This window comes from Novosphingobium oxfordense, from assembly GCF_044029435.1.
GTDB lineage: Bacteria > Pseudomonadota > Alphaproteobacteria > Sphingomonadales > Sphingomonadaceae > Novosphingobium.
Window position 1 is genome coordinate 617668 of the sequence record NZ_CP147008.1, and the last position, 21686, is coordinate 639353.

Consider the following 21686-nt stretch of genomic DNA (forward strand, 5'->3'; position numbering starts at 1 on the left):
CGCGAACGATGCCGTTCCTGGCGACACTCCTGGCCGAGGAGCTTCCATGCATGCCCCCCAAACTCCGATCCTGATCGACGATGTTGCGATCAATGGTTTCCACCAGAAGCTCACCCTCAGCGCGTGCATCGGATGGACCATGGTTGGCTACATCGTCAGCGTCATTGGCGTCGCGACGATCCCCATCGCCAACGCACTGAACCTTAGCGGAAATCAGCAGGGTATGATTGCGGCCATGGAACTGCTGGGCGTGTTCTTCGGAGGCTTCGTCGGCGGATGGCTGACGGGCCGCTTCGGACGCCGCAAGCCCTACTTCATAGGCCCCGCGATCATCCTGCTGGTCTCGCTCTCGATGTACTGGGTCGAAAACAGCCACGCCATGGCGATCCTGCGCGTGATGTCCGGGCTGGCTGTGGGCATCGAATACACCTCGGCCGGCTCGCTGCTCACCGAATTCCTTCCCCAGAGGAGCCGCGGCTCCCGCCTGTCGCTGCTGACGGTGCTGTGGTTCGCCGGCGCTGCGCTTGCCTACATCGCCGGCAATACCGTGCTCGAACTGTGGGGACCAGGTGCATGGCGCCATATCATGGCGAGCCCCGCAATCATTGCGACCAGCCTGCTGCTCCTGCGTATCGGTGCTCCTGAATCCCCGCGTTGGCTGCTCAGCAAGGGCCGCCGCCCGGAAGCTGAGCGTGTCATCAAGAAAGTCTATGGCCCGTCCTTCTCGTTGCGCAATATCGGAGAGGTCCCAACCACAACCAAGATGACCTTTGGCGCCGCAATCCGCGCCGGATACGGCAAACGCATCTTCTTCGTGATCGTATTCTGGGCCTGCGCAGTCGTGCCGATGTTCGCGCTATACGCATTCGTGCCCCGGCTGTTTTCCGCGCTGCACCTGACAGGCGCGATGGCGTCCTACGGCTCCATGGCGATCACCCTGTTACTCGCACTGGGCTGCCTGATCGCGACCTGGCTGATCAATTTCATCGGCCGCCGCACACTCATCATCAACAGCTTCCTGTGGGCCGGTCTTGGACTGCTGGGTCTTGGCCTGTTCCCGAATGCGCCGGGATGGATCGTGCTGATGCTGTTCGGTATCTACGCCCTATTCATCGGCGGCGCCCAGGTGCTGGAAATCGTCTACCCCAACGAACTGTTCCCAACCGAAATCCGCTCAATTGCGGTGGGCGTAGGCGCGTCGCTTGCAGCGCTCAGTTCATCGGCCGGAACGTGGCTGGTGCCGGTTTCCCTGGAACTGATCGGCATCGGCAACACGATGCTGGTTGCCGCCGGGATTACCTTCCTGGGACTGGTAGTCTCGCTGCTGCTGGCGCCCGAAACGGCATCGCTCACTCTGGAGGAGGCTGCATCGCTGGTCCGCTGATGCCAAGAGTGCCGGCGTCAAATCGCCGGCACCGCCTCCTTACCGCTCGCCGCATCGCCAGATGCAGCGCGCCTACGTCCTCCTCTCAACTTCGTACCGGCATTTCCAGCACGAAGCCGTCAGGATTCCAGCAGGACGGTCACCGTCTTGCTCTCCGTGTAGTGAAGCACGCCCTCTTCGCCCACCTCACGGCCCCACCCTGATTCCTTCACACCGCCGAACGGCGCCGATGGATCGTTCATGCCATGCGTGTTGACCCAGACGACGCCTGCCTGAAGGCGGCGCGCCGTCAGGTGGGCCCGGGAGATATCCCGCGTCCAGATATTGGCGGCAAGGCCGTAGCGCGTGTCGTTCGCGGCACGCACAACCTCGTCCACATCGTCGAAGGGGGTTGCGACAAGCACAGGTCCGAAGATTTCCTCGCGCACGATGCTGGCGTCCGGGTCAGGGTTGGCAAAGATCGTCGGCTCGACAAAGTAGCCGTCGCGATCGCCAGTACCGCCGCCACAGACCAATTCCGCGCCGGCCCGCTTGCCCTGCTCGATGTAGTCCAGCACGCGGCCCTGCTGGGCGCGAGACACGAGTGGCCCGAGCATGGCATCCGGATCACGGCCGTGGCCGAGCTTGAAGCCTGCAGCCGCCTTCGCCACGCCTTCCACCACCCGGTCAAACACCGACCGTTCGACATAGAGACGCGAGGCGGCAAGGCAGACCTGCCCGGAATTGAAGAAGATCGCCAGTGCAGCGCCCATTGCTGCCGCGTCGAGGTCTGCATCGGCAAAGACCAGCGACGGTGACTTCCCGCCCAGTTCGAGGGTGACGCGCTTCAGGTCCTGCGCGGCGGTCTGGACGATCTGCTTGCCAACCCGCGTCGATCCGGTGAAGGCGATCTTGTCGATACCGGGATGCTCGACCAAGGCCTGCCCCGCTTCGTGACCATAGCCGGTGACGACATTGAGCACGCCTTCCGGCAGGCCAGCTTCCAATGCCAGTTCTGCAAGCCGCAGCGCAGTGAGCGGCGTCACTTCGGACGGCTTCAGGACGATGGTGCAGCCTGCCGCCAAGGCCGGTGCGATCTTCCAGGCAGCCATCGCCAGCGGGTAGTTCCACGGCACGATCTGCCCGACGACGCCAATCGGCTCACGCACGGTATAGGAATGGTACTGCCGTCCGTCGCCCGAGAACGGATTGACCTGGCCACCAATCTTCGAGGCCCAGCCGGCCATGTACCGGAAGATGTCAACAGCCGAAGGCACGTCCACCGCCAGCGCATGGTGGTAAGTCTTGCCGTTGTCGTAACTCTCCAAAAGCGCCAGCTCGCGGGCGTTTTCCTCGATCTTGCGCGCGATCGCCTCGATGATGCGGCCCCGGTCGAGTGGGCGCATGCGGGACCATTCCGCACTCTCGAACGCCTTGCGCGCCCGCGTGACCGCGCGGTCGATATCCGCCGCGCTGCCGGCAGGCACGCTGGCGAAGACTTTGCCGGTGGCAGGGTCTTCCACATCGATCCGGGCGCCGCTTTCCGCTTCATAGCGCTCGCCACCGACAAGCATCCGCGTATTCGGCAGGTCAACCTCATGACCGGGCTCGCCATGGCGGGTCGAAGCGAAGGTCGAGGGTGCATTCATCTCAATTTCTCCAGTGAAAACGGGAAAAAGGAGCCGCACCGGGTTCGATGTCCCAGTGCGGCCCATGGGGAGGAGCTTCAGAAACTGGCAGACACAGTCAGGCCGTAGGTGCGAGGTCGTCCGGCAAACCGCACGGTCGTGTCGGTAATGCGGGTGGCATTTGACCAGTAATACTTGTTGGTCAGGTTACGGACGAACGCCGTCAACTTGTAGCGCTTGTCGTCAAAACTGAGTCCCGCGCGCAAATCGATCAGCGTGTAATCGGCGATCGTCAGGCCTCCCATCCGGGTCAGCTCTTCCGAAGGCGTATCGCGTGCATCGCCCAGCACTGCCTTGGTATCGCTCTGGAAGCTGAGATTGCCGCCGACGAAGGCGCCGATCGCCTCACTGAGCGACCAGTCATACTGCCCGTCCATCACGATCTGATACTTCGGAGTATAGGGGAATGACGATCCGCCGAAATCGACCTGATTGCCGTAGGAATCATAATTGACGAAGCTGCCCTTGATCTTCGTATCGAGGTAAGTCGCCCCGATCGAGATGCGCAGGCCATCGGTGGGCGCGAGGTCGAGCTGGATTTCCGCCCCCTGTACGCGGGACTTGGGCACGTTCACCAAAGCCTCCAGCGGCCCGAAGATATCGGGATCGGCGACGACCCGCCCCTTGAACTGCTTGTTGCTGTAATCGTAGTAGAACACCGCAGCGTTGACCTGCGCGGTTCTGTCCAGCAGCGTCAGCTTGGCGCCGATCTCGTAAGCGGTGACGGACTCCTGCTTGACCGGGGCGAACTGGTTGGCGTCGCTGGCCGAAAGCAGCGGAAAACTGCCCGATTTGTAGCCCTTGCTGACCGACGCATAGATCAGCGCGTCCTTCGATGGCTTGTAGTCCACGCCCGCACGCCAGGAGACGTTGTCCTCATCCAGATTATCCTGCACTTCGACCGCCGTCAGGGTCGAAGCGTCGATCGTCACGCAAGCATCGGGCGCGATGGAAATCGGATCGAGCCCTGCGCCGCTGCGGATCACGTTGAGCAGGTTCTGGATGCCCTGCCCCAGCGCAAAACCGCGATCGGCTGTGCAACCGGCAAAGTCGATCTTGGTATCGGTATAGCGAATGCCGCCGTGCAGCGTGATCTTATCGCCGATGTCGTAATCGAGATTGGCGAACACCGCCTTGTTGACGAACTTCTGCCGGGCATATTGGCTATATACGTAAAATGGGACACCTAATCCGGTATCAACGAAGTTGTAGGCCGAAGTCGACTGGTCGTAGGGTCCCGCATCATCCTGCTGGTAGGTCTTCTCCCGCGCATAATTGGCGCCGACGATCCAGGTCAGGCCGCCGGACTTGCCCTGAAGGCGCAGTTCCTCGGACAGCGCCGTGATCTTGCCCGTGGTGTTATAGAAATAATCCCTCAGCGCGACACCATCCGGATCGATATCGGCATCATTGTGGTACTTGGACCAAGCCGTGATCGAGGTCAGCGTGATATCGTCGGTAAGATCCACATCGCCGCGCAGCGAAGCCTGATAGAACCAGTCGTCGCGCTTGGGGGCCTGCTCCGGTGTCCAGTCGGCAGCGCGATTGTTGGCGGGCGCCACCGGATAATTGGCCAGATCGCCCAAACGCGCTGGATTGCCGAGTGGCACAACGCCGATCAGCTGCGCGGCCTGTCCATCGCTTTTATCGATGAAACCATTGAGATTGAGCTCCAAACGGATGGTGTCAGCAGGCCGAAAGTCGACCAGCAGGCGACCCGTCGTGAAATTGCGATCGCCCAGTTCGTCGTCGCGCGTATAGCTGCGCTGCCATGCGCCGCCCTGCTCGGTCCGCACCGCAACACGCGCCTTCAGCGTATCCGTAATCGGGCCGCTGACATATCCGCCGGCCGAGATTTCACCGAAATTCTGGATCCCCGCGTCAAGACCCGCCTGAAAGCTGGAAGTCGGCTTGGCGGCGATGTAGTTGATGGCGCCGCCCGTCGCGTTCGATCCGAACAGCGTGCCCTGCGGGCCTTTCAGCACCTCCACGCGTTCGAGGTCCAATGTCGCGCCGCGCGTCATGATCGAGAATGGCAGCGGCACCTGGTCCTGATAGACGCTGACCGTCGGCTTCGCGGCAAGGCTGGTGTCGTAGAACCCTACCCCACGCAGCGTATAGACGGGTGTGGCGTAAGCGCTTTCGGTATAGTTGAAGCCCGGCACGATCTTCACCAGATCGCCGACATCGGTAATCCCCTGATCGCGCAGCTTGTCTCCGGAGGCGGCAGTGATCGACAGCGGCACGTCGTTGATCGCCTCCGAACGCTTCTGCGCGGTGACGACGATCTCCTGAATGCCCCCGGTGGGCGCCGACTCCTGCGCTTGCGCTTGAGCCGAGATGGCGAGCGAAGACGCGCCTGCCATCAGCAAGACGTTGCGATTCATGGTATTTTCCTCTCCCTTAACGCCCGCGCTTTTGCGTCGGACTGTTCTTGGCTCGGCCCGGTCCCATGCCGGGCCGCTACTCCTCAATTCTTGGTGAAGCGGATCGGCAGCGACTTGTAGCCGCCGACGAAATTGGTCTCGACCATGCGCGGCTCGCCCGCGAGTTCGATCGATTTCAGATGCGGCAGCAGCTCCTGGAACAGCACACGCATCTCCAGCTTGGCGAGATGCTGGCCGAGGCACATGTGCGGTCCGAACCCAAAGGCGACGTGCTGGTTCGGCGAGCGAGTAATGTCGAACCGGTCGGGATCGACGAAGACATCGGTATCGCGATTGCCCGAGGGGTAGCACATCATCAGGCGATCCATCGCCTTGATCGACTGCCCGCGCAGCACGGTATCTTCCGCCGCATTGCGCATGAAGTGCTTGACCGGGCTGGTCCAGCGGATCGCCTCGTCCACCAGTCCGGGGATCAGACCGGGATCTTCCTTCACCTTGGCGAAGTTCTCCGGGTTCACGATCATGCCGTGCAGCCCTCCCGCCGTCGAGGACGAGGTGGTGTCATGACCGGCGGTCGCGATGGCGACGTAGTATCCATTGGCCTCCGCTCGCGGGATCGGCAGACCATTGATGCGGGAATTGGCGATCAGCGAGAGCAGATCGTCGGTCGGCTCGGCGCGGCGCTTGGCACTGAGATCGTCGAAGTATTCGTAGAAATCCTCCAGCGCGGCCGCCCACATTTTCGCCCCCGCCACGGGATCGGCGACCATTTCCGGACGCTGCTCCTCCGGATCATGGACGCCGAAGAACTCCTGCGTCAGCTTGAGCATGCGCGGCTCGTCCTCGGCCGGAACGCCGAACAGCGTCATGATGACCCGCAGCGGATAGTGCAGCGCGAAGTCGCGCACGAAATCGCATTCGCCGTCGAAACTGAGCAGGTTCTCGACCGACTGCCGCGCGAGGCGGCGCACCTGTTCTTCCAACTCGCTGACCCGGCCCGGGAGAAACCAGTTCGAGGTGAGGTTGCGGTAGGACGCGTGCTCCTTCCCGTCCATGTAGGTCAGCGACGAGATGATCTTGGTCGATCCGCCGTTGATCGAGCGGGTGAACTCGTCCGAAGCCTGGTCGTTCAGCACCGGGTTGAAATCGGCGTTGCGGAACAGCTTCGAATTGCGCTCCGCCTCGCGGATGTCGGCATGCTTGGTGACGATCCAAATCGGATCGAAGCCCGGCACGTGGGCCTTGGCCAGCGGCATGTTCTCGCGCAGCCAGCGGAAGGTGCCGTAGATCAGCTCATCGTCGGTATAGGATTTCGGCGAAATCACGATGCGCGCGATGTCATCCGGAATGACGGGGCAGCTCTCGGTATCGAGCGAAACGGTCATGGGCTCTCCCTCGGGCGGTTGGTTCCGCCGCAAATTGCGTGTTACAAACACGTAACTATGGACAGCCCGTGAGGTCAATCGTAGATATAGGTCTGACCATTCGGGTATATGGATTGAAGAAATGGCTGTTTTCCGGCTCTAAAGAGCCTGATCGGCCACCGCACCGTCCCGCAATTCGAATGGCGAGGCGAAGATCGAATAGGAGAGAGATGCGCCATGGAAATTCGTGCAGCAGTGGTTCGCCAGCCGGGCGAGGAATTCAGTGTCGAGACACTGACGCTTTCGGACCTGCGGCCTGACGAAGTGCTGGTTAAGATCGTCGCCACCGGACTTTGCCACACCGATCTCGTGGTCCGCGACCAGATCCTGCCCGTGCCGCTGCCGGCCGTTCTGGGTCATGAGGGAGCGGGTATCGTGGAAGCTGTCGGCCCGGAAGTGACGACGCTGCAAGTGGGAGACAGCGTCATCCTTGGCTTCGCGGCCTGCCGGGAATGTCCGCAGTGCCACGCCGGCGAACCCGCCTATTGCCGTGACTTCGCCGCGCTGAACTTCGGCGGCCATCGGATGGACGGCAGCACTTGCCTGCATGACGGCGAACACGACGTCAGCAGCCACTTCTTCGGGCAATCGTCCTTCGCAACGCATGCGATTACCGCCGCGCGCAATCTGGTGAAGGTGCCGAAGGAAGCGCCGCTCGCCCTACTCGGCCCGCTTGGCTGCGGGATCATGACCGGCGCCGGTGCCGTGCTCAACGCGCTGGAGGTCAAGGCCGGGGAAAGCCTGCTGGTAACGGGCGCGGGGCCGGTGGGCCTCAGCGGAGTGATGGCCGCCGCCTCTGCCGGGGCGCGCGTGATCATCGTCTCCGACCCGCTCGCCTCCCGCCGTGACATGGCGCTCGACCTCGGCGCGACCCATGCTCTCGATCCCGCCCATGGCCCACTGGCCGAACAAGTGCGTGCGATCGTTCCGGGCGGGGCCAATGCCATGCTCGATACATCGGGCGTACCGGCGGTGATCGAGGATGGATTGGGGGCCATGGCCGTGCTCGGGCGCCTCGCCATGGTCGGCGTGCCGCGCAGCGCCGATGCGGCGATCTCGCTCAACCTGCTGCACATGCTCTCGCTCGGCCTGAAGGTCTGCGGGGTGACCGAAGGCAATGCGGACCCGCAGGAATTCCTGCCCAGGCTGATCGGACTGCATGCCGCAGGGCGCTTCCCGTTCGACCGGATGATCCGCACGTACCCGCTCGACCAGATCAACGCAGCGGTCGCGGACCAGCACGCGGGCCGCTGCGTCAAGGCCGTGCTGACGATGTAACAATTCTGGCCGGGCAGCCTAACGACTGTCCGGCCTCACCCCTCGGATCGGCCCCTGATCGCGTCGAAGTGGCGAAAGAATGCACGCTGACGCAGGACGCCGAAGAAATCGAGCATAAGCGGCAAGGCTTGCTCGACGAGATCGGCCGCCTCGCCCACTTCCACACGCCCGGTCACGCGTTCGAGGAAAGTCGTCGCTTCCCATTTGCCAACGAAGTCCGCCGCCTCGACGTAGAAGCCCAGCACTTCGGGCGTATAGTCCAGATGCGCGTCGAAACCGGCCTTGCGCATATCCCCCCAGATGCGGACCATCTGCGCGTCCGAAATGGACAGCGCATCGCCGTCCGGCGTCTCGATAACCGTGAGAACGCCTATCCCGGCCAGGATCCGCGCGTCCTCTGCGGCGGAGGGATAGGTTTTGAGCAGCGAGGCGATCGTGACCGGCCCCTGATCCTGTCCGGACCGGTGCGCCACCAATTGCTCAAGCTGATCCAGGGCGCTGGTATCGACGCGTGGCTGCGCCCCGCCGCCCTCCATCAACGCCTTGATCTGCGGCAGGGTCAGGCGGCTTTCGTGCTGGAGCTTGCGAACCGTGGCGATCGCCTGAACGTGATCCTCACGGTAGATCGCAACCGTTCGCTTGGGCCGATCTGGCTCCGGAATGACGCCGCTGCGCAGATAGAGGCGGATAACCTCCCGGTGCACCCCGGTGCGCTGTTCAAGCTCACGCATCTTCATCGAGACGTCTAGAGCATGAGACGGGCCCCTTCGCAATCCGGCGCGCCCGGCTTCCGAACAGGCACAGCGCGGAGATCTGGCAGCCGATCAGGATCGCGATGGCCGTCATCGCTCCGTCGCGTCCGAAGCTGGCGCCTGCCGCCGCCAGCGCGCCGACGGCCATCTGGATCGCCCCATAGAGCCCCGAAGCCGACCCGAACGCTGCGGGATCGACGGAAGTCGCCAGCGCCAGTGCTGCCGGTCCCGCAAGGCCCACGCCGCATGTAAAAAGGAACATCAGGCCCGTCACCAGAACCGGACTGGCGAGGCCCGAAAGGAATGCTGCCAGCAGTCCGAAGGCCGCGCCCAGCGACAACCGGCATCCCAACGCCAACATCCGAGGCGCTGCCCAGCGGTGGCTTCGCTGCGAGGCGGTGAAGCTGCCGACCCACGCTCCTGCCACCACCACGCCCAGATGCACGCCGCTGGCGTCAGGGGGCAGCCCGAAGCGCTGCTGATAGATGAGCGGAGCGGCGCTGAGAAAGGCATACCAACCCGTGGTAACGCAGCCACCGCCGATCGCATAGGCCGCGAAGTGCCCTGATGTGACCAGCCGTGCATAATTGCCCAGCACCCCGCGCGTCGTGGAGGCGCGCGGGGTGCCGGTTTCCGGCAGGTACGAGACAATCGCGAAAGTGTTGAGCGCCCCCATCAGCCCGAGCAGGATCAGGATAGCCTGCCAACCGGCATGAGCCACGAGGAAGCCGCCGATCATCGGTCCCAGTCCGGGCCCGACCAGGATCATCAGGTTGAGCCTGGCCAGGCTGCCGGTCGATCCTTCCTCCGTGGTCACGTCGCGCACGATGGTCCGGGCGATCACCATGCCCGCGCTGCCGCCCAGTGCCTGGGCGAAACGGCACACGTTGAAGAAGCTCGCCGAAAAGGCCGTCGCCGCGACAAGACTCGCCAGCGTGAAGACGGCACTGCCGCCGATCAAGACCGGACGCCGCCCGAAGCGGTCCGCCAACGGTCCATGCACCAGTTGCCCGAAGGCAAGACCCCATATGTAGAGGCTGATCCCGATTTGCAGTTCGGCTGTGCCGGCACCGAAGGCGTGCGCCGCAACGACCAGCGCGGGCGCGAAAATGTGAATGCCGAGCGTCCCGCTCAGCGTCATCGATCCGAGAAGCCAGACCGGCACCCTTGCGCGGGTGCCGATCCGTGCCTCGCCAACGCTGGCCGACATTACTCGGCGGCGACGAGCTCGCCCTGCTCCGCCTCGAACATATTGCTGAGGACGCGCCGCGCCTGGTTGACCGCGCCATCGCTGGCAATGCCCACGAAGGGACGGCCGGGATTGTCATCGATGCGAAGCTGCTGGGCTTGCAGCGTTTCCTCGTCCTCGGTGATGGTGTCGAAGAACTGGTCGAACAGCACGTCCGGCACGCCGCTTTCCTTCGAAGCGGTGGTGCAGATCGTCCAGAGGTAGTGGCTGGTCTTGTCGGTTTCCGGCGTGATGAAGTGGTTGTTGGCCAGCATGAAACCGTTGTCTCGCTTGCCTTCGTAAGCGCCGGTTCCGGCATCGCAGCCGCCGGCGTTCACGCGGCAGGTCATGCCGAGGCGCGGTTCGAAACGCACCTCCTGCCAGCGATCGACCCGGCCCTTGAAGCCACCTGCATCGACGTAGGAGCGCGGCGGAACCGAGTTGGGCATCTTGCGCAGCAGGGTGACCTTGTTCCCGTCGAACTCCACCTTGGTGTCGGCGCCATAGTGCTGTTCCGGATTGCCGCCGATCGTGCGCGCATGGATGTACGGTACGTGCGTCAGGTCCATGATGTTGTCGATGATCAGCTGCCAGTCGGCCTTCACATGGAAGTTGTACGGGCGCCAGGTCCAGGCAGGATCGTTATGCTCGGGGCTGTCGATCACGGTCGACGGATCGGCCAGCGCCGCATCGCCCATCCAGATCCAGATCAGGTGATCCTTCTCGACCACCGGGTAGTGGCGCACATTTGCCGACGGTGGGATGCGGGTCTGGTTGGGAATGCGCGTGCAGGCGCCCAGCCGGTTGAACTCCACGCCGTGATAGCAGCAGCGGATGATGTCGCCTTCGACATGGCCCGCGCTGAGCGGCATGGCGCGGTGGCTGCAGCGATCCTCCAGCGCGGCGATCTGGCCGTCTGCGGTGCGGAACAACACAACCGCCTCATTCAGAAACCGCCGGGCCAGCGTCTTGCCGGACTCGACCTCGGCAGCGAAGGCCGCGACATACCAGGTGTTGTGGACGAACATGCAACTCTCCTTGTCCATTCCGGTCTTGTCGCCGGTCAGAATGCTTTGTGGGAATACGCTATCCGCGCGGAAATCCCGCCTCCAATCGCATTTGAATATAGCCATTGGAAAAGCGGGATGACCGCCGAGCCGCGCGTGTCAGCGCAAGTAGAGCCCGCCGTTCATATCAAGCGTGGCGCCCACGAAGAACCCGCCTCTATCCGACGCGACGAGCGCAACGGCGGCGGCGATCTCACCCACTTCCATGAACCGGCCGACCGGCACTTCCGCCTCCACGCGCGCGATCTGCTCTTCCGACAGGCGGCCCTTGGCGGTGTCGATCGGGCCGGGTGCGATGGCATTCACCGTCACACCGGTTCCAGCCAGATAGCGCGCGAAATACTTGGAAAGCATGATCGCCCCCGCTTTCGACGCCGCATAGTGCGGCGAAGCGACCGTGCCGCCGTTCTGACCCGCCAGCGAGGTGACGTTGACGATGCGGCCATAACCGTGCGCCTTCATATGCTCGGAGAATATCTGGCAGCTCAGGAATACGCTGCGCATGTTGATGGCGACGATCTCGTCGAATTCATCGGGGCTGATATCCTGGGTCGGCGTCCGCCGCGCCAGGCCCGCGTTGTTGACCACGATATCCACCCGCCCCCATTCGCCGGCGATCCGGTCGCGCGCGGCAAGGAAATCGTCCTTGCTGCGAACGTCGAGGGCGATGGCCATGGCAGTCGTGCCCGACGGGTCGAGCGAGCGCGCCACCGCTTCGGCGGCGGTGAGATCCAGATCGCTGACGGCTACTTTGCCCCCGCCCGCGTGAATCTCCCGCGCGACGGCCTCACCCACCCCGCGTCCACCGCCGGTAACGAGGGCCGTGCGCCCCGCGAAGGAAAAGCTGCCGTTCTGGGGAAGCTGGGTAGGCGTGGTCATCGCGAGTTCCTTGGTTCCTGAATTTCCGTCAAAAAGGCGGGGAACGGCACGTCCGATCCCCGCCAGGCCGTCAGCGGCGCAGGGAGATCGTCACGCCATAAGTGCGCGGCGTGTTGGTGAAGATCTTCCAATAGGTGGTGCCATTGCCGGGCACCGCAAGGAACGCGGTGATGTCGTCGGCATTGACGATCTGATAGTTGTTGGTGAGGTTCTTGCCCCAGATGCCGACCGTCCAGCGGCCGTCCGAGGATTCGTAGTTCAGGCGTGCGTTCAGCGTGCGGCCGCGCGTGTCGTTGTAGAGGTTCTCGTAAAGCCGCAGCGTATTGGCGTCGTCGGTCGAGATGCGGGACGAATAGCTGAAGTCCATCTGCGGCGTCAGCGTCGCACCGTTACCCAACTGCGCATCATAGCTGGCGCCAATGGTAAAGGCATCGCGCGGCGCGAACTTGGCGGGATTGCCCGAGTAGTCGAGGCCGACCAGCGGATCTTCCAGCGACGTGTACTTGCCGATCAGGTGCGTATAGTTGCCCGTCAGGCGCAGGCCGTCCATCGGACGCAGGACGGATTCGATTTCCCAGCCCTTCATCTTCAGCGTGCCGTTGTAGGTGTGGGCAATGCCGCCCGCGCCCGAGAAGTTCTGGAGATCCTTGGTCTTCTGGTGGAACAGGGCGACGTTGAAATCGAGCATGTTGTCGAACAACCGCGTCTTTGCGCCGACTTCGTAGTTTTCGGCATGTTCCGGCGCCAGCGGGATGGTGGGATCGCGGTAGGCGTTGTCTACGAAGCCGCCCGATTTGAAGCCCTTGGCGTATGTCGCATAGAGGTTGATCTTGTCGGTGGGCTGGTACTTCAGCGTGAAACGCGGCGTGAAGGCGCCCCAGGTCTTGCCGCCCGACGCGATCACTTCGCCGGGGAACCCGAAGCCCGGGATCGCGCCGGCATCGGTGGTCGAATAGGCGTGGTAATCGATCGTCTTGCGATCAGAGGTATAGCGACCACCGGCCACGACCGACAGCTGATCGGTCAGTTTCAACGTCGCTTCCCCGAATACCGCGATGCTGCGAACGTTGCCGTCCTGAACGCGCGTAATATTGGTGATATCCGGGTTGCGGCGGATGCTCGCGGGAACGGCAGAGCCCGGCAGCGGGCTGTAATTGAAGATGTTCTCCGTCGAAACGTCGGCCGAGAGGTAATAGGCGCCGACGACGTAGGAAAATACGCCCGGTGCCGAGGCGAAGCGCACTTCCTGCGTAAAGCTGCGATTGCGCACCACCTGGCGGCGGTCGAACACAGGAACCTCGGTTCCCACCGGCACGTCGTCATTGGTCGCGCGGCTGTCGTTCATGCGATAGCCGGTGATCGCGGTAAGCGTGCCGCCAAGGAGATCCAGGTCACCGCGCAGATAGCCACCACGCAGACGCTGACGATAGGGCGATGCGGCAAAGTCGTTGTTCACCCATTTGCCGTTGGTGAAGTCTCCGAACGTGTCCGGCACTACCTGATTGCCGCCGATCCCAAGGCCGATCGCGCCGCCATTGCCCTTGGTGTAGCTGTAGTCGCCCGAAAGCACGATCTTCAGCGTGTCGGTAGGCTGGAACAGCAGCTTGCCGCGTGCGGCGTAACCATCGGTCTTGCCGTAGCTGCCCGACTGGTTGGGCGTATCGATCTGGCCGTCCGACGTTTCGGTGCTGAAAGAGAAGCGCGCGGCAATCTTGTCCTCCACCAGCGAGGTGTTCAGCATGCCCTCGCTGCGGAAGTAGCCGGCGTTGCCGCCGGTCGCCTGGAAGAAGTAGTCGTCCTTGAATTCGGGGTTCTTGCTGATGACGGCGATGGCGCCGCCCACCACGTTGCGGCCGAACAGCGTGCCCTGCGGGCCGCGCAGCACTTCCACACGGTCGATATCGTAGAAGTTCGCGTTCAGGTCGTTGTTGAAGACGTAGTAGATGTCATCCATGAAATAGGCGACCGGCGTATCCAGCGTTGCCGTGCGGAACGTGGAAACGTTGCCGCGAATCGCCACGATCGACAGGGACTTGTCCGCCGTGTTGATCGTGATGCCCGGCATCTGCTGCGTCAGGGCCGTGGGGCTGAAGACCTGCTCCGTGCGCAGTGCTTCGCCGCCGAAGGCCGCAATCGAGAAAGGCACCTCGCGCACGGTGGAAGCGCGGCGCTGGGCGGTAACGATGATGTCCTGCACGCCGCTCGCGCCGCCCGAGCGCGCTTCCGACGGAGAATCGGTAGGCGCTGAAGCCTCGGCTACCCCGGCGGCATCCTGCCCGGCCGTTCCGGAGGGGGCCGCAGCCGCGGAAGTCTGCGCATGCGCGGGCATAAAGGCCACGACGGAAAGCGCGCAGGCGGCAGCGGAAGTCATATACTTGAATGTCATGGAAGGCTCTCCCCAAGGGTTTTGTCGCGGCTTAGCTGCCACCTTGAGACGAGGGAGAAGCCGCAAACGATATCGCTGGCAATAGTTTCATCCCGGTTTTCGAATGGTAAGACCATATTCCGATTGGGGTTGGCGGAAATCTGCGGGTAGCTCGAATGGGCAAACGAGAACCGCCACCCCCGCAGCTGAAGGACAGGCTTCAAGAGGAGGGTCGAGGCGATCGAAGACGACCAAGGAAGAGCCTGAACCATGCAGCTACAAGACAGCACCGACCTCACCCGCGTTGGCCCCGGAACGGTCATGGGATCGTTCATGCGCCAGTACTGGATGCCTGCCTGCCTCTCCTCCGAAGTGAAGGCAGATGGCGATCCGGTGCGCCTGATGATCCTGTGCGAAAAGCTGATCGCCTTCCGCGACAGCTCCGGCCGCGTCGGCATCATGGACCACCGCTGCCCACACCGCTGCGCCTCGCTGTTCGTGGGCCGCAACGAGCAGAACGGCATCCGCTGCGTCTATCATGGCTGGAAGTTCGACGTGGACGGCAAGTGCGTGGACATGCCCTCGGTGCCCGCCCGCATGGACTTCAAGGAAAAGGTCCACGCCAAGGCCTACAAGACCCACGAGGCCAATGGCCTGATCTGGGTCTACATGGGTGAGAACCAGGCCAGCCCGCCGCCGCTTCCCGAGATCGAGGCGACCATGCACCCCGATGCGGAAATCTGGTGCCTCCAGCGCGACTGCAACTGGCTTCAGGCGCTGGAAGGCGACATCGACACCAGCCACGTCGGATTCCTCCACGTCGGCTCGATCGAGGCGGACGACCTAGACGAAGATCACCCAATGCGCCCGACCGTGCTGAACCGTGCGCCGGAGTACGAAGTGCTCCAGTCGGACTGGGGCGTCATGTACGGCGGCTATCGCCCCAACGACGATGGCCAGATGTCATGGCGCGTGGCGCACTACATGTTCCCGTTCTGGACGCAGACGCCCAATAACCGCTTCACCACGCGCGCCATCGCCCGCGCCTGGGTGCCGATGGACGATGAGCATTCGATGCTGTTCGACATCACCTGCGGCGTCGACGCCGGCAACCCAGCCTATACCTCCACGCTCAAGGACGGCACCCCGCTGTTCGGCCCGCTGGAATATGCCCCCCAGACCACCGACTGGTTCGGCCGCTGGCGCTCGCCCGACAGCGAGGCCAACGACTGGGCGATCGACCGCGAATCCCAACGCAACGGCACCCAGTTCACCGGCATCGCCAATATCACGATGCAGGACCAAGCCGTGACCGAGAGCATGGGCCCGATCACCGATCACAGCTTCGAGAACCTGGCCCCGACCGACCAGATGATCGCCCGCGTCCGCCGGCGCGCCCTGATCGCCGCGCGCGCCTTTGCCAACAAGGGCGTGGTGCCGCCGGGTGTCGAAGATCCTTCGGTCTTCTATCGCGCCCGCGCCGGATCGTTCCTGCACGATCCGCAGGACAGCCTGCAGAACGCGTATGAGTCCGCGCTTGCAAGGGCCGTCCGCTGGCCCGAAACCGTTGAAGCGGCAGAGTAATGGAAACCGGCGGGATAGTGCGATCCATGCACCGTCCCGCCAGAAAGAAAAGGACAGAGGGTGACGAGACGCATGAGGGTCTCCCACGGGCGCCGATCCATCGCGCACCGGGGCGACCACCGGACGCATCGTGCCTCAAGGAGAGTGTGATGCAGGCATTCATTCGGACCATTCGCTGGGAAGCGGAAGGCATCAATTCCTACGTGCTTGAACCCGTCGGCGGCGGCCTGCTGCCCGCTTTCGAGCCGGGCGCGCATATCGACGTTCAGCTGAAGCCGGGCCTTGCCCGCAGCTACTCGTTGGTCAACGATCCCGCCATCCGCGGCTATTACGAGATCGCCGTCCATCACGCGATCGACAGCCGCGGCGGCTCGAAGCACATCCACCAGGAATGGCGCGTGGGCGACCGCGTGGAGATCTCGGAACCAAAGAACAATTTCCCGATGGTCGAGGATGCATCGCATACCGTGCTGATCGCCGGAGGCATCGGCATCACTCCGATGCTGCCGATGATCGCCCGCCTCGAAAAGCTGGGCCGGACCTGGGAACTGCACTACGTCGCCGCCACGCCCGAACGCGCTGCCTATGTCGACCGGATCGAGGACCATGACCGCGTCAACGTCGTCTATGACGGACTGCCCGGCGCGAAGCGGCTCGACCTTGCCGCGATCTGTGCCGCTGCCCCCGCCGATGCGCATCTCTACTGCTGCGGCCCGAACGGCATGCTCGACGCTTTTGTCGCCACCAATGCCGCGCGGCCCAAGGGCCATGCCCATATCGAATACTTCTCGGCCGAGACCGAACTGGCGACCGAGGGCGGCTATACCCTCGAACTCGCGCGCAGCGGCAAGACGCTGACGGTCAGCGAGGGCGAGACGATGCTGGACGCCCTGCTCGGCGCCGGGGTCGATGTTGGCTTCGCCTGCTCCGAGGGCGTCTGCGGCACTTGCGAGGTCAAGGTTCTGGGCGGCATTCCCGACCACCGCGACCACTTTCTGAGCGAAGACGAAAAGGCGGCCAATCGCTCCATCATGGTCTGCTGTTCGGGCGCGAAGACAGCCAGCCTCGTACTCGACATCTGACATGCTCGACATCTGATAGATCGGCCACCAACAGCGGGATTGGCCATCCCGGCGATAACAAAAAGGGGCAGAGACCCCATGAAGAGGAGAAGCTGTGGCGATCATCGCGACAGACCGGGACGCGAAGGGCTTGCTGGACGACGCACCGATGTCGTCCTTCCAGGTATGGACGGTTCTGATGATAGCGGCGACCGTCGTCCTTGACGGTCTCGACAACCAGATGCTGGGCCTCGCCGCGCCGTCGCTGCTGAAAGAGTGGGCGATCGGGCGCGAGGCGCTCGGCGGCGTCTTTGCGCTGGGCTTCGTGGGCATGGCGATAGGAACGCTGGCAGCGGGCTATATCGGCGACCATTTCGGACGGCGCGGCGCACTGCTGGCAGGGGTTGCCCTGTTCGGGCTGGCGACACTGCTGACCGGCGCGAGCACCAGCCTCTGGCACATTGCCGCGCTCAAGACCCTGGCCGGGGTCGGCCTCGGCGGCGTGCCGGGAACGGCCAGCGCCATGATCGCGGAATTCACGCCGACCCGCTGGCGCAGCGTGGCGGTGACGTTCGGGGTCGTCTGCGTCTCGATCGGCGGCATACTCGGCGGGATCGCGGCAGCGGCGGTGCTGCCGGTACTCGGCTGGCGCTGGCTGTTCTATCTGGCGGGCGCCGCGACTATCGCCTTCACCGTGCTGCTCCACTTCATACTGCCGGAATCCCCGCGCTTCCTCGAAAGCCGTCCCGAGCGCCGCGCGCAGTACGAACGGCTGATGCGCCGGATCGGCCATGCACCGCCGCGCAGCGGCCCCGGCACCGCGGAAGCGGGCGAAGCCGCGGGGTTCGGCGCGCTGCTGCAAGGAAAGCTGCTGCGGGACAGCCTCGCGCTTTCGCTGGCGATGTTCTCCGGCATGTTCATGATCTACCTCATGTTCAACTGGTCGCCGACGCTGCTGTTCTCCTCCGGCTTCAGCCTCGCCTCGGCGAGCCTCGGGCTTACCAGCTTCAACATCGGCGGCACGCTGGGCGCCATCGGCGCTTCGCTGTCGATCATGCGCTTCGGCTCGCGCCCGACGCTTATCCTGATGGCGCTGGTCGGCGCTGCGGCATGCCTGTTCCTCGCCTTCCTGAAGACGGGCGGAGGCAGCAACGAGATGGCCGTGCTGGCAGGCCTGGGCGCGCTGGGTCTCTTCGCCAGCGCCGCCCAGTCGGCGATGTTCGCCGTGGGCGCCCATGCGTTCCCGACAGCGGTGCGCGCACGCGGTCTGGGCCTGATGGGTGCCGCCGGACGCGCCGGGGCCATCGTCAGCTCGGTGGCGGGCGCAGGCCTTATCGGCGGCGGCAATTTCCTGTTCTTCGGGGTCCTGGCCGTGCTCATGCTCGTCAATGCCCTGGGTTTCATCGCCGTGCGCGGGCATGTACCGCCGCTCGGCCGCTCCTCATTCGCTCGCAAGGAAATGACCGCGTGAACGACAGCTTCGACTATATCGTGATCGGCTCCGGTTCGGCGGGCAGCCTGATGGCCAACCGCCTCTCCGCAGATCCCGCCAACCGCGTTGCGCTGATCGAAGCGGGACCGTCCGACCGGAAGTGGCCGGTAAATCTCAAGACCGTCATGCCGGTGGGCAACATCTTCCTGCTCCCGAGCGACCAAACTAACTGGAAGCAGGCGCTGAAAGGCAACGCCGCGGTCGGCAACCGTACGATCAACTTCCCGCGTGGCAAGCTGCTGGGCGGATGCAGCGCGATCAACGGCGGCGTCTACATTCGTGGCCAGAAGGAGGACTACGAGGCCTGGGAAGCCGCCGGCAACGCAGGCTGGTCCTACGATGACGTCCTTCCGGCATTCAAGGCGGTCGAAAACTATGCCGGCCCGGACAAGCCGTGGCACGGCAAGGGCGGTGAACTCGATGTGCAGAAGCCACGCTCCTTCAACCCGGTGACGGGCGCCATTCTCGATGCCGCCGAACAGGCCGGGCACTATCGCAACGACGATTTCGCCGGAGAGCGCAAGGACGGCTTCGGCCGCTACGACCTCAACCAGCGCAAGGGCACCCGCCTGTCGAGCGCCCGCGCGTTCCTGCATCCTGTGCTGAAGCGCCCCAACCTGACCGTGCTCGACGAGACTCTGGTGCGCAAGATCGTGTTCGATCGTGGCCGCGCGATCGGGATCGAGATCGAGCGTCAAGGCGCACGCAGCATAGTGGGAGCCCGGCGTGAAATCGTGCTTTGCGCGGGCGCAACCAACTCCCCGCAATTGCTGATGCTTTCCGGCATCGGCCCGGCAGACCATCTTCGGGACGTGGGCATCGAGACGCTCCATGATCTTCCCGGCGTCGGTGCGCATCTCCAGGACCACCCCACCGTCCATGTCGCGATGGAAAACCCGAGCGGGGAATCCTACGCCGTCTCGGCCAAGTCGCTGCCGCGCATTCTCGCCAGCCCGCTGCAATACCTTGTGAACCGCACCGGCATGCTCGCCTCGAACGTCGCGGAATGCGGGGGCTTCCTCTGCACCGACGGCAGCGGAAGGCCGGATATCCAGATCACCTTCCTCGTCGGCCTGAAGCTGGACGCGCGCGCCATTCCGCGCCGTCACGGCTACATGGGGCTGGTCCAGTTGCTGCGCCCGCGCAGCGCGGGATCGGTGCGCCTTGCCAGCAACCGGCCCGAGGACAAGCCGGTGATCGATCCCAACTTCTTCGCCGATCCCTACGACATGAAGACGCTGATCGCCGGCTTCCGCGAAGCGCGGCGCATCTTTGCCCAACCCGCACTCGCGCCCCTCACCGGCGCGGAGATAGAGCCCGGCGCGCATCTCCAGAGCGACGCCGAGATCGATGCCGCGCTCCGCAGGATCGTCAACACCGCCTACCATCCCACCGGCACCTGCAAGATGGGACCGGATTCCGATCCGATGGCCGTAGTCGACGGCCGCCTGCGGGTGCGCGGCGTCTCGGGCCTGCGTGTGGTCGATGCCTCGGTCATGCCCGAGATCATCAGCGGCAACACCAGCGCGCCCACCATGATGATCGCCGAACGCGCCGCGCGCTTCATTCTCGAAGACGCCGCCCGCTCCAACATCGCCGCCTGACCGGCGCTCCATTCCAAGGAAACCGACATGGAACTGACCTCTATCGCCCGCCCTGCCCTGCTCGAAACGATGGAGCAGGACATGCTGATCGGCGGCCGCCGCGTGGCCGCCGCCTCGGGCAAGCGGTTCGAGACCCGCAACCCGGCGACCGGCAAACTGCTCGCGATGGTCGCGCAGGGCGATGCCGAGGATGTCGACCGCGCGGTCAAAGCCGCGCGCGCGGCGCTGGAGGGGCCATGGCGCCGCATGAAGCCTGCCGAGCGCCAGCGGATCATGCTGCGCCTCGCCGATCTCGTCGAGGCGCATTACGACGAACTGGCGATGCTCGACACGCTCGACCTCGGCGCGCCGCTGTCCCGTACCGTGCTCGGCAAGACGCGAGCCGCCGCGCTGCTGCGCTACTATGCCGGGCAGGCGACGCTGATCGCAGGCGACACGCTGAACAATTCCGCGCCCGGCGACGTGCTGTCGCACACCCTGAAGGAGCCGGTCGGCGTTGTCGCCGCGATCAATCCGTGGAACGGCCCGGTCGGCATGGCCGTGTGGAAGACCGGCCCGGTGCTGGCGAGCGGCTGCACCTTGGTGATGAAGCCCGCCGAGCAGACCCCGCTTTCGGCGCTGCGCTTTGCCGAACTCTGCCTGGAAGCGGGCGTACCGGAAGGCGTCATCAATGTCGTCACCGGCCTCGGGGATACAGGCGCGGCGCTCTCGGCCCATCCCGGCGTCGACAAGATCGCCTTCACCGGATCGACCGGCGTGGGCGAGAAGATCATCAAGGCCGCCGCGCCAACGATGAAGCGCGTGACGGTCGAACTCGGCGGCAAGTCGCCCAACATCGTCTTCGCCGATGCCGATCTCGACAAGGCGGTACCGGCCGCCGCCATGGCCGTCTTTGCAAATTCCGGCCAGATCTGCAGCGCCGGTACGCGCCTTTTCGTCCAGTCCTCGATCCGCGAGGAATTCATGGAGCGCCTTGCCGCCTTCACCCGCACGATCCGGGTCGGCGATCCCCTCGATCCGCAGACGCAGATCGGCCCGGTCGTCTCGGCGCCGCAGATGGACAAGATCCTCGGCTACATCGACGGAGCACGCAGCGAGGGCGCGCAAGCGCTGGTCGGTGGTGCGCGCCTCGCCGGCCCCGGATATGACGATGGCTACTTCATCGCGCCCACCATCTTCACCGACGTTCAGGACAGCATGACCATCGCGCAGGAGGAGATCTTTGGCCCGGTGCTATCCGCCTTCAGCTTCGACACGGTCGACGAAGTGCTGGAACGTGCCAACGCCACGCCCTTCGGCCTCGGCAGCGGCGTCTGGACGCGTGATCTTTCGACGGCGCACCGTATGGCTCGCGGCATCCGCGCCGGTTCGGTATGGGTGAACTGTTATCAGATGCTCGATCCGGGCGTGCCCTTCGGCGGCTTCGGCGTCAGCGGCTTTGGCCGCGAGTCCGGCCCGCATCACATCGAGGAATATCTCGAAACCAAGGCGGTGTGGATCAACCTCGACTGATC

At 64.1% G+C, this 21686-nt stretch carries 15 protein-coding genes; 7 read left to right on the top strand and 8 right to left on the bottom strand.

Going from position 1 to position 21686, the window contains the following annotated elements:
- Positions 1–46 precede the first annotated feature (46 nt).
- Entirely contained in the window at positions 47–1384 is a 1338-nt protein-coding gene (locus WBP07_RS25670; protein WP_395397909.1) for an MFS transporter, read from the top strand.
- A gap of 119 nt (positions 1385–1503) precedes the next feature.
- Here WBP07_RS25670 and WBP07_RS25675 read toward each other — a convergent pair whose 3' ends face one another.
- From WBP07_RS25675 to WBP07_RS25685, 3 genes are all read right to left on the bottom strand, one after another.
- Positions 1504–2937: an aldehyde dehydrogenase family protein gene (locus WBP07_RS25675; protein WP_395398248.1), complete on the bottom strand. Its 1434-nt coding sequence runs from the start codon at positions 2935–2937 to the stop codon at positions 1504–1506.
- 152 nt (positions 2938–3089) lie between these two features.
- Positions 3090–5438: a TonB-dependent receptor gene (locus WBP07_RS25680; RefSeq protein ID WP_395397910.1), complete on the bottom strand. Its 2349-nt coding sequence runs from the start codon at positions 5436–5438 to the stop codon at positions 3090–3092.
- 83 nt (positions 5439–5521) lie between these two features.
- Positions 5522–6823: a cytochrome P450 gene (locus WBP07_RS25685; protein WP_395397911.1), complete on the bottom strand. Its 1302-nt coding sequence runs from the start codon at positions 6821–6823 to the stop codon at positions 5522–5524.
- A gap of 216 nt (positions 6824–7039) precedes the next feature.
- On the opposite strand from WBP07_RS25685, the gene WBP07_RS25690 reads away from it, so the two are divergent.
- The gene (locus WBP07_RS25690) at positions 7040–8140 is read left to right on the top strand and encodes an NAD(P)-dependent alcohol dehydrogenase (RefSeq protein WP_395397912.1); all 1101 of its coding nucleotides are present in this window, start codon (positions 7040–7042) and stop codon (positions 8138–8140) included.
- Positions 8141–8175: 35 nt separating this feature from the next.
- Here the strand turns inward: WBP07_RS25690 and WBP07_RS25695 are convergent, their stop codons facing one another.
- From WBP07_RS25695 to WBP07_RS25715, 5 genes are all read right to left on the bottom strand, one after another.
- A complete protein-coding gene (locus WBP07_RS25695) occupies positions 8176–8877 on the bottom strand; it encodes a MerR family transcriptional regulator (protein WP_395397913.1) in 702 nt (233 codons plus the stop codon).
- Positions 8864–10102, bottom strand: a complete 1239-nt coding sequence (locus WBP07_RS25700) for a Bcr/CflA family efflux MFS transporter (RefSeq protein WP_395397914.1) — start codon at positions 10100–10102, stop codon at positions 8864–8866. Before WBP07_RS25700 ends, WBP07_RS25695 begins: the two co-directional genes overlap by 14 nt.
- Positions 10102–11148 carry a Rieske 2Fe-2S domain-containing protein gene (locus tag WBP07_RS25705; RefSeq protein ID WP_395397915.1) on the bottom strand — a complete coding sequence of 349 codons (1047 nt, stop codon included), beginning with the start codon at positions 11146–11148 and terminating at the stop codon, positions 10102–10104. The genes WBP07_RS25700 and WBP07_RS25705 overlap by 1 nt, the downstream gene beginning before the upstream one ends.
- Before the next feature lie 138 nt (positions 11149–11286).
- The gene (locus WBP07_RS25710; RefSeq protein ID WP_395397916.1) at positions 11287–12066 is read right to left on the bottom strand and encodes an SDR family NAD(P)-dependent oxidoreductase; all 780 of its coding nucleotides are present in this window, start codon (positions 12064–12066) and stop codon (positions 11287–11289) included.
- A 70-nt stretch (positions 12067–12136) separates the two neighbouring features.
- On the bottom strand, positions 12137–14452 hold the full coding sequence (locus WBP07_RS25715; RefSeq protein WP_395397917.1) for a TonB-dependent receptor: 2316 nt from the start codon (positions 14450–14452) through the stop codon (positions 12137–12139).
- Between the two features lie 249 nt (positions 14453–14701).
- Here WBP07_RS25715 and WBP07_RS25720 point away from each other — a divergent pair, with 249 nt between their 5' ends.
- From WBP07_RS25720 to WBP07_RS25740, 5 genes are all read left to right on the top strand, one after another.
- Positions 14702–16015 carry a Rieske 2Fe-2S domain-containing protein gene (locus WBP07_RS25720; protein WP_395397918.1) on the top strand — a complete coding sequence of 438 codons (1314 nt, stop codon included), beginning with the start codon at positions 14702–14704 and terminating at the stop codon, positions 16013–16015.
- 149 nt (positions 16016–16164) lie between these two features.
- Positions 16165–17097 (top strand): PDR/VanB family oxidoreductase, encoded by a 933-nt coding sequence (locus WBP07_RS25725; protein ID WP_395397919.1) that lies wholly within the window; start codon positions 16165–16167, stop codon positions 17095–17097.
- 94 nt (positions 17098–17191) lie between these two features.
- A complete protein-coding gene (locus WBP07_RS25730) occupies positions 17192–18547 on the top strand; it encodes an MFS transporter (RefSeq protein ID WP_395397920.1) in 1356 nt (451 codons plus the stop codon).
- Positions 18544–20172 (top strand): GMC family oxidoreductase, encoded by a 1629-nt coding sequence (locus WBP07_RS25735; RefSeq protein WP_395397921.1) that lies wholly within the window; start codon positions 18544–18546, stop codon positions 20170–20172. The genes WBP07_RS25730 and WBP07_RS25735 overlap by 4 nt, the downstream gene beginning before the upstream one ends.
- 33 nt (positions 20173–20205) lie before the next feature.
- A complete protein-coding gene (locus tag WBP07_RS25740; protein ID WP_395398249.1) occupies positions 20206–21684 on the top strand; it encodes an aldehyde dehydrogenase family protein in 1479 nt (492 codons plus the stop codon).
- The last annotated feature ends 2 nt before the right edge of the window (positions 21685–21686 follow it).

What these genes read in the sequence shown, in the direction of transcription:
- WBP07_RS25670 (WP_395397909.1), top strand. Translation starts at nt 47, where the DNA reads ATGCATGCCCCCCAAACTCCGATCCTGATCGACGATGTTGCGATCAAT.
- WBP07_RS25675 (WP_395398248.1), bottom strand. Translation starts at nt 2,937, where the DNA reads ATGCTTGTCGGTGGCGAGCGCTATGAAGCGGAAAGCGGCGCCCGGATC.
- WBP07_RS25680 (WP_395397910.1), bottom strand. Translation starts at nt 5,438, where the DNA reads ATGAATCGCAACGTCTTGCTGATGGCAGGCGCGTCTTCGCTCGCCATC.
- WBP07_RS25685 (WP_395397911.1), bottom strand. Translation starts at nt 6,823, where the DNA reads ATGACCGTTTCGCTCGATACCGAGAGCTGCCCCGTCATTCCGGATGAC.
- WBP07_RS25690 (WP_395397912.1), top strand. Translation starts at nt 7,040, where the DNA reads ATGGAAATTCGTGCAGCAGTGGTTCGCCAGCCGGGCGAGGAATTCAGT.
- WBP07_RS25695 (WP_395397913.1), bottom strand. Translation starts at nt 8,877, where the DNA reads ATGAAGATGCGTGAGCTTGAACAGCGCACCGGGGTGCACCGGGAGGTT.
- WBP07_RS25700 (WP_395397914.1), bottom strand. Translation starts at nt 10,102, where the DNA reads ATGTCGGCCAGCGTTGGCGAGGCACGGATCGGCACCCGCGCAAGGGTG.
- WBP07_RS25705 (WP_395397915.1), bottom strand. Translation starts at nt 11,148, where the DNA reads ATGTTCGTCCACAACACCTGGTATGTCGCGGCCTTCGCTGCCGAGGTC.
- WBP07_RS25710 (WP_395397916.1), bottom strand. Translation starts at nt 12,066, where the DNA reads ATGACCACGCCTACCCAGCTTCCCCAGAACGGCAGCTTTTCCTTCGCG.
- WBP07_RS25715 (WP_395397917.1), bottom strand. Translation starts at nt 14,452, where the DNA reads ATGACATTCAAGTATATGACTTCCGCTGCCGCCTGCGCGCTTTCCGTC.
- WBP07_RS25720 (WP_395397918.1), top strand. Translation starts at nt 14,702, where the DNA reads ATGCAGCTACAAGACAGCACCGACCTCACCCGCGTTGGCCCCGGAACG.
- WBP07_RS25725 (WP_395397919.1), top strand. Translation starts at nt 16,165, where the DNA reads ATGCAGGCATTCATTCGGACCATTCGCTGGGAAGCGGAAGGCATCAAT.